The organism is Microcoleus sp. LEGE 07076, assembly GCF_015207455.1.
Lineage (GTDB): Bacteria > Cyanobacteriota > Cyanobacteriia > Cyanobacteriales > Microcoleaceae > Microcoleus.
This window is the reverse complement of sequence record NZ_JADEWV010000277.1, coordinates 1-6,165: the sequence shown is the minus strand read 5'-3', so window position 1 is coordinate 6,165 and position 6,165 is coordinate 1. Positions and strand designations below refer to the sequence as shown.

The 6,165-nt window shown below is 43.6% G+C and carries 6 protein-coding genes and 1 pseudogene; 2 read left to right on the top strand and 5 right to left on the bottom strand.

Features of this window, described 5'->3' with window-relative positions:
- The 5 genes and pseudogenes from IQ270_RS27000 to menA form a co-directional block, all read right to left on the bottom strand.
- Positions 1–447, bottom strand: a pseudogene (locus IQ270_RS27000) (hypothetical protein); the annotation flags it as partial.
- 11 nt (positions 448–458) lie between these two features.
- A complete protein-coding gene (gene menH, locus IQ270_RS26995) occupies positions 459–1,259 on the bottom strand; it encodes a 2-succinyl-6-hydroxy-2,4-cyclohexadiene-1-carboxylate synthase (protein ID WP_193976236.1) in 801 nt (266 codons plus the stop codon).
- 27 nt (positions 1,260–1,286) lie between these two features.
- Complete coding sequence (locus IQ270_RS26990) at positions 1,287–1,694, bottom strand: retropepsin-like aspartic protease (protein WP_193976235.1); 408 nt, start codon at positions 1,692–1,694, stop codon at positions 1,287–1,289.
- Between the two features lie 5 nt (positions 1,695–1,699).
- Positions 1,700–1,945 carry a hypothetical protein gene (locus tag IQ270_RS26985; RefSeq protein WP_193976234.1) on the bottom strand — a complete coding sequence of 82 codons (246 nt, stop codon included), beginning with the start codon at positions 1,943–1,945 and terminating at the stop codon, positions 1,700–1,702.
- A 151-nt stretch (positions 1,946–2,096) separates the two neighbouring features.
- Positions 2,097–2,993, bottom strand: a complete 897-nt coding sequence (gene menA / locus IQ270_RS26980; RefSeq protein ID WP_193976233.1) for a 2-carboxy-1,4-naphthoquinone phytyltransferase — start codon at positions 2,991–2,993, stop codon at positions 2,097–2,099.
- 572 nt (positions 2,994–3,565) lie between these two features.
- Between menA and IQ270_RS26975 the strand changes: the two genes are divergently transcribed.
- A complete protein-coding gene (locus IQ270_RS26975; protein ID WP_193976232.1) occupies positions 3,566–4,999 on the top strand; it encodes an isochorismate synthase MenF in 1,434 nt (477 codons plus the stop codon).
- A 37-nt stretch (positions 5,000–5,036) separates the two neighbouring features.
- Positions 5,037–6,165, top strand: a 1,129-nt coding sequence (menD, locus tag IQ270_RS26970) for a 2-succinyl-5-enolpyruvyl-6-hydroxy-3-cyclohexene-1-carboxylic-acid synthase (RefSeq protein WP_193976231.1), incomplete at its 3' end; no start/stop codon positions are given.

The following is a 6,165-nucleotide window of genomic DNA, read 5'->3' as shown; positions in this document are numbered from 1 at the left end:
CTCCCCCCCTTGGCAAGGGGGGGTTGGGGGGGGTGGATTCTCCTCGTTCCCAGGCTCTGCCTGGGAATGCTTTTCTGGCGGCTCTGCCGCGTGTAAAATGGAGGCAGAGCCTCCGGATATGTGTTCCCAGGCAGAGCCTGGGAACGAGTTTAAAAAGTTTGATAGTGCTGACTCAAAGCCAAATTGACAAGCTGGTAATTCAGGAGAAATTGCAAAAATCATCTCTGATGAAATATTAGCAGGTAACTGGTGACAAAAATCTAAAGCTTCCTCAAAAGTTTCGGAACCAAACCAACTTAAAGGGGCAACTTCTCCCCAACCAATGCGATTGTTTTCGTCAACAACTCGCAGGATAATTCCTTCGCGAATATCCCAAATGCCGTGACTTGTTCGCAGCGGGCGCTGAAATTTTCGCTGATAATTGCGAAACTCGAATTTATATAGCATTTGTCTTGTAGTTAATCATAAAATTGTCTCACAACTGTGAGAAACCGATCGATATTTTCAAAATGGATATTGTGACCTGCTTTTGGTATAATTGCTTGACTTGCGGCCGGACACAAGCTGGCAATTTCTGCATTGATAGCTTGAAATTTATGATCGAATTCTCCCGCTAGCAAGAGGAGGGGGATTTGATTTTGTGTTAGTTTTTCCCAGAGAGATTGCTGGTTGCCGGTTCCCAGGTTGCGGAGGGATTTTGCTAATTCTAAGGGATTGTTTGCTAAGCGGGTTTCGATGAGTTGGTCGAAGCTGGGAGATTTTTTTAAGGATTTCCATAAAGGGCGATCGTACCAGTTTAATATAAAATCTTTAAGGTTGCTATTTTCCAGCTTTTGTGCTAGCTGTAAATCGGATTGCAGTCTGTGCGATCGCTCTTTTTCGGTCTTCAATCCCGGAGAAGCTGACTCTAACACTACTTTCTCGAATCTTTCAGGAAAATGTAATGTCATGTACAGCGCCAATCGCCCGCCCATTGAATAGCCCAACAACAAACATTTGTCTATTTGTAAATCATCTAATAAGTCTATCAAAGCTTGGGCTGTATTTGACATATTGTAGCAACTTTCGTCGCCGATTACTCTGGTTTTTCCGTGACCGGGAAGGTCAACTGCTAGACAGCAATAATTTTGAGATAGTAAGGAAATGACGCTACTAAAGTCTTGAGTGTTGCCCGCAAATCCGTGCAAAAATATAATTGTCGGCTGATTTATGTTGCCATTTAAGGAATAGTGAAATTGATGATTTTTAAATATTTCCATGTACAATTTTTACTATAATGGTCGTGTTTACTGATATCTAATTTTCGCATTGGCAACAGAAATAACTGTCTGAAAACGAGTCAAAAAATTCATACCAAGAAGACGGTCTATGCGGATATTTGGCGGTATATCGTGGGCAACTATCTCAAAATTTTCTATTAGTTGACCCACGCAATTAAACCAAGATACGTTAATTACAGGAACATAGATTCTTCCTTGACCTGTAACTAATTCTTGCCTGCGTAAAGGATTGCGCGTATCGTAACCAAGATTTTGTAATGCTTGAACTGGCAATATTGTGAAGCTAGAGCCCGTATCTACCAATAAACGCACCCGCACAAAATCGCCCCCTTCTCTACTGCCAACAGTTGCTTGCACGGCTAGCAAATTTTGGCCATAACGCAACAAACGGTAAACTTTCTGATAATCTGGCATTTTCGTTACAACATTACTGCTATGTTATCAGGTATCGAGCCAGTATACTCTATTGCGACAGATTTTCCATTCTTTGATGAAAGCTTACTGTAAATTTCATCGCGTTCTGTGGCATGGGCTAAAACTTCCCCTCGAATCACGTTTAATTCTTCATCTAATTCAGGATTGACGATGAGTACCCACTCATCAGGATATAGGCTAAAAATTTCTTCTAAACTCATAATTTTGCCAATTTCTGCTTGCGTACTCATGGTTTAATTCTCTTTTTTTACGATTCAATGTGAGGTACGGATTGCTGAATTCAAGAAGATTTTGAGAAGTCGCCCAACTCTACCAACTCTGCCAACTCCCTCAGCTTAGCAAACCATACCTCCATTTTACCGGAATTGTCGATCGCCCAAACTACAAAACAAACCCCAGCGCCAGCAGCAATCCGCTCGTAAAATGCAGCGTCACTGCGATAAACTTAGAGTTGCTGACCTTTGCGGGTTGGTCGTGATAGTCTGTGACATGGCGACAAAGGTCGATCGCAAATAACACACTTCCAAAAATCAACAGCGTCCAAATTGGGAATATTTGCAACACCACAAACAGCACAGTCAAAGCATAAACGCTGCCGCACAACCACTGCAACAACAGCGCACTTTTTTTCGTACCCAACCGGACAATCGGCGATTTTTTACCCGCTGCAAAATCGTCGTCAACTTGATGAAAGTGCGAACAAAATAAGATAATACTCGTAGTAATTCCCACGATTGCCGAAGCAGCAAAATTAGCCGCAGACCAAGTTTGAGTTTGACTGTAATAAGCAGCAGCTAAAGCTAGCGGCCCAAAGGTAAAAAAGCAGATAATTTCGCCTAAACCCTGATAGCCGAGACGAAACGGAGGCCCTTGATAGGTGTAGCCGAGGGCGCAACACAAAACTACTAGCAAAATTACGGTTGGGTCTTTTTGCCACCAGCTTATGGCGCAGATTCCTGTCACTCCGACTGCTAAAAACAAATTGGCAACCCAGAAAACTAAAGCTTTATTTCCGGTTAAGTTAACTACGGAATGTGCTTTGTTTTTATCGATGCCTGTTTCCGAGTCAAATACATCGTTGCTAAGATTCAACCATGCTATAATTAAAATGGCTGACATTAAAAAAATCGCAAAAATTGACGAGTTAATCGTTTGATTTTTGGCAAAAGCAATCGCAGTTCCTAGTGAAATAGGAATCACGGCAACGCTATACATGGGTGGCTTGATTGCCGCCAGCCACAATTTACTATTTGAACGTTCAATTAACTTTGTTGTCATTACACAAACTTGATTCAATTAATAGCAGCTTAGTAATTTTACAATTTTATTGGTAAAGAAGGTGTACTCTGTATAAGGTTGAGCGAGCGGCGGGTATCCGTTGAGAGGCTTTGCGGGCTCTGGTTCGCCCGGTAATGCCCGCCGACAAACCTCTGCAAGGTCGATCGACTTTTGCCGAGAGTTGTCCTCTAAATCTTAAAGTTTTATGTCTAAATGTTTCGCGCGATCGCCCGATCTCTGTTTTTTGCCCGCAGCGTGCCCAAACTGTCTGAAAACTCGAAAGGTGATGTTTTGCGATCGCCCGAGCGTGGTTAGATCGAAATAGGGATTATAGCGGCATACGCTTGGGATCAGAAGACCGGGCGGTTGAAACCGCGTCTATACAAACACTCACGCGACGGGAGCGGGTTGAAGAGTGGGCGGTTAAAATTACGCTATCTTCTTCAGTTCGCGGAGGCGGACTTCGTTTGATTTGACAAGAAGCGGTTTCAACCGCCGACTTATCAATCGCGCATTGGGTTCTAGCGGCATAAAACCGCACTCTTTCTGACAAATCTGCTATTCTCGATTTCATGACAGTAATACCGCACCGTGCCAATCTTTTGCAAGACCGCAATCAACTGCATCAGTTGCTGTTAGATTGCCAGCAGTCTTTAACCGAAAAATATCAAACAAAAATAGTTAGTATTTCTCAGGAAATTTCCCCCGTCGATCCGCTAGCGGTACTGCAAGAAATTGCCAGACCAGATGACAGACACTTTTATTTTGAAAAAAGAGACCCCATTGCCGGCAACAGTTTTGCGATCGCCGCCCTTGATTCGGCAATCCATCTCACAGTAGCAGGAAGCGATCGATTTGCCCTCGCTCAAAATTTTATTCAATCTTGTCTAGCCCGGACAATTACCATCGGTACGGAACGTTTGCCCTTTAGCGGGCCGCACTTTTTTTGTAGCTTTGCTTTTTTTGATGAGAATGTCGCCACCAATTCTTACTTTCCTCCCGGCACAGTATTTTTGCCAAAATGGCAGATTACTCGCGTGACAGATAGCTGCACAATTGTTGCCAATGCCATCATTAGCCGAGATGTAAATGTTAAATTTGTTACTGATAATATTTGGCGAACTTTTGATAAAATAGCTTCTCAAAATTACATAAAAATAACCACAAATAGCAACCAGTCCATATCTTTAAAACAAATCCCTGTAAATGATGCCGCTGAGTTTAAAATATCTGTCAAATCTGCTTTAGAATTAATCGAGTCTAAATATTTCAGTAAAATTGTCTTGTCCCAAGCAATAAAGGTTATTTCTAAAAGCCCTTTTAGTTTAATAGATTCCTTAAATAACTTGCGCCTCACCTATCCAGGTTGCTACGTGTTTTCTACCAGTAACGGCAAAGGTCAGCAATTTATTGGTGCCAGTCCAGAACGCTTAATTAGCATTCACAACAATCAGTTAATCACAGATGCTTTAGCCGGCTCTGCACCGAGGGGGAAAACTGAAGCGGAAGATGGGAATTTAGGAAAAGATTTACTCAACAGCGAAAAGGATATTCGAGAACATCAAGCTGTAATTGACTTTATAGTCGATCGCCTGTCGAGTCTCGGCATCCATCCCGACTTTTCCCCGCTACCGAGACTGCTGCAACTATCCAACATTCAGCATTTGTGGACACCAATAACCGCTCGAATTCCCCCCGATATTCATTTATTAAAGATTTTATCCCAACTGCATCCAACGCCAGCAGTGGCGGGCGTACCGAGGGATATTGCCTTACAGCAAATTCGTGGCGGCGAAAGCTGCGATCGCTCTTTGTATGCAGCACCCCTGGGCTGGATCGATCGCAGCGGCAACGGCGAATTTGCCGTCGGCATTCGATCGGCATTAATCGACGGATCTCGGGCTATACTCTATGCTGGTGCCGGTATTGTCGCCGGTTCGGAACCCGACAAAGAACTAGCAGAAATTAAGCTAAAATTGCAAGCACTTTTAAATGCTTTAGTTTAGGAATAAATTAGAAAAAAACTATCGCTAAAACAACAAAATGCTTGACTTTCGCAACACAAACACCCTCTGGGCTTCCATACTAGCCGAGACATTACAGCGATTGGGACTAAAAACAGCCGTAATTTGTCCCGGTTCGCGATCGGCACCGCTAACAATAGCCTTCGCCCAGAATCATCAAATAGAAACTATCCCCATACTCGACGAGCGATCGGCAAGTTTTTTGGCATTAGGAATCGCCAAAAAATCAGGTGTACCAACCGCTTTAATTTGTACCTCGGGAACCGCCGCAGCCAACTTTTTTCCGGCGATAATAGAAGCAAGAGAAAGTCGAATTCCGCTGTTAATTTTCACAGCAGACAGACCTCCCGAACTCCGCGACTGTCACGCCGGACAAGCCATAGATCAAGTGAAAATCTACGGGAATTATCCCAACTGGCAAGCCGAATTAGCAATCCCTTCTACCGAAATAAAGATGTTAGGTTATTTGCGGCAAACGGTAATTTATGCGATCGAGCGATCGCAATTTCCAACTCCCGGCCCCGTCCACCTCAATATTCCCTTTCGCGATCCGCTTGTACCAATTTCAGATATTGCTGTAGAAGTTTTAGAAACACAATTTGATATCGAAGATTTTTTTGCAGGATTAGAACCCATTATTGCAGGAGAAACCTCTATTGTGGGGCAGGCATCTTGCCTGCCAATTTCAAGAGACGGGCAAGATGCCCGTTCCACAACACCAATTATTGACTCCACAATAGAACAATGGCAGAAGTGTAGCAGAGGGATAATTATTGCAGGAGTTGGACAGCCTCAGAATCCAGAAAAGTATTGTAGCGCGATCGCCCGAATTTCCCAACTATTAAACTGGCCAGTTTTAGCAGAAGGATTATCGCCCTTAAGAAACCGCGCCCAACTAAACCCCCATCTAATTTCCACCTACGATATAATCCTGCGAAACCGCGAAATAGCCGATCGACTCACCCCAGAAATCGCCATTCAAATCGGAGACTTACCCACAAGCAAACAACTGCGAAACTGGCTAGACAAAACCCAACCCAAACGCTACACAATCGACCCGGGCCACCACAACATCGATCCCCTACACGGCAAAACAATTCACCTGCGAACTTCCGTAGAAAACCTCGCAACTAAATTAACTCTTGTCC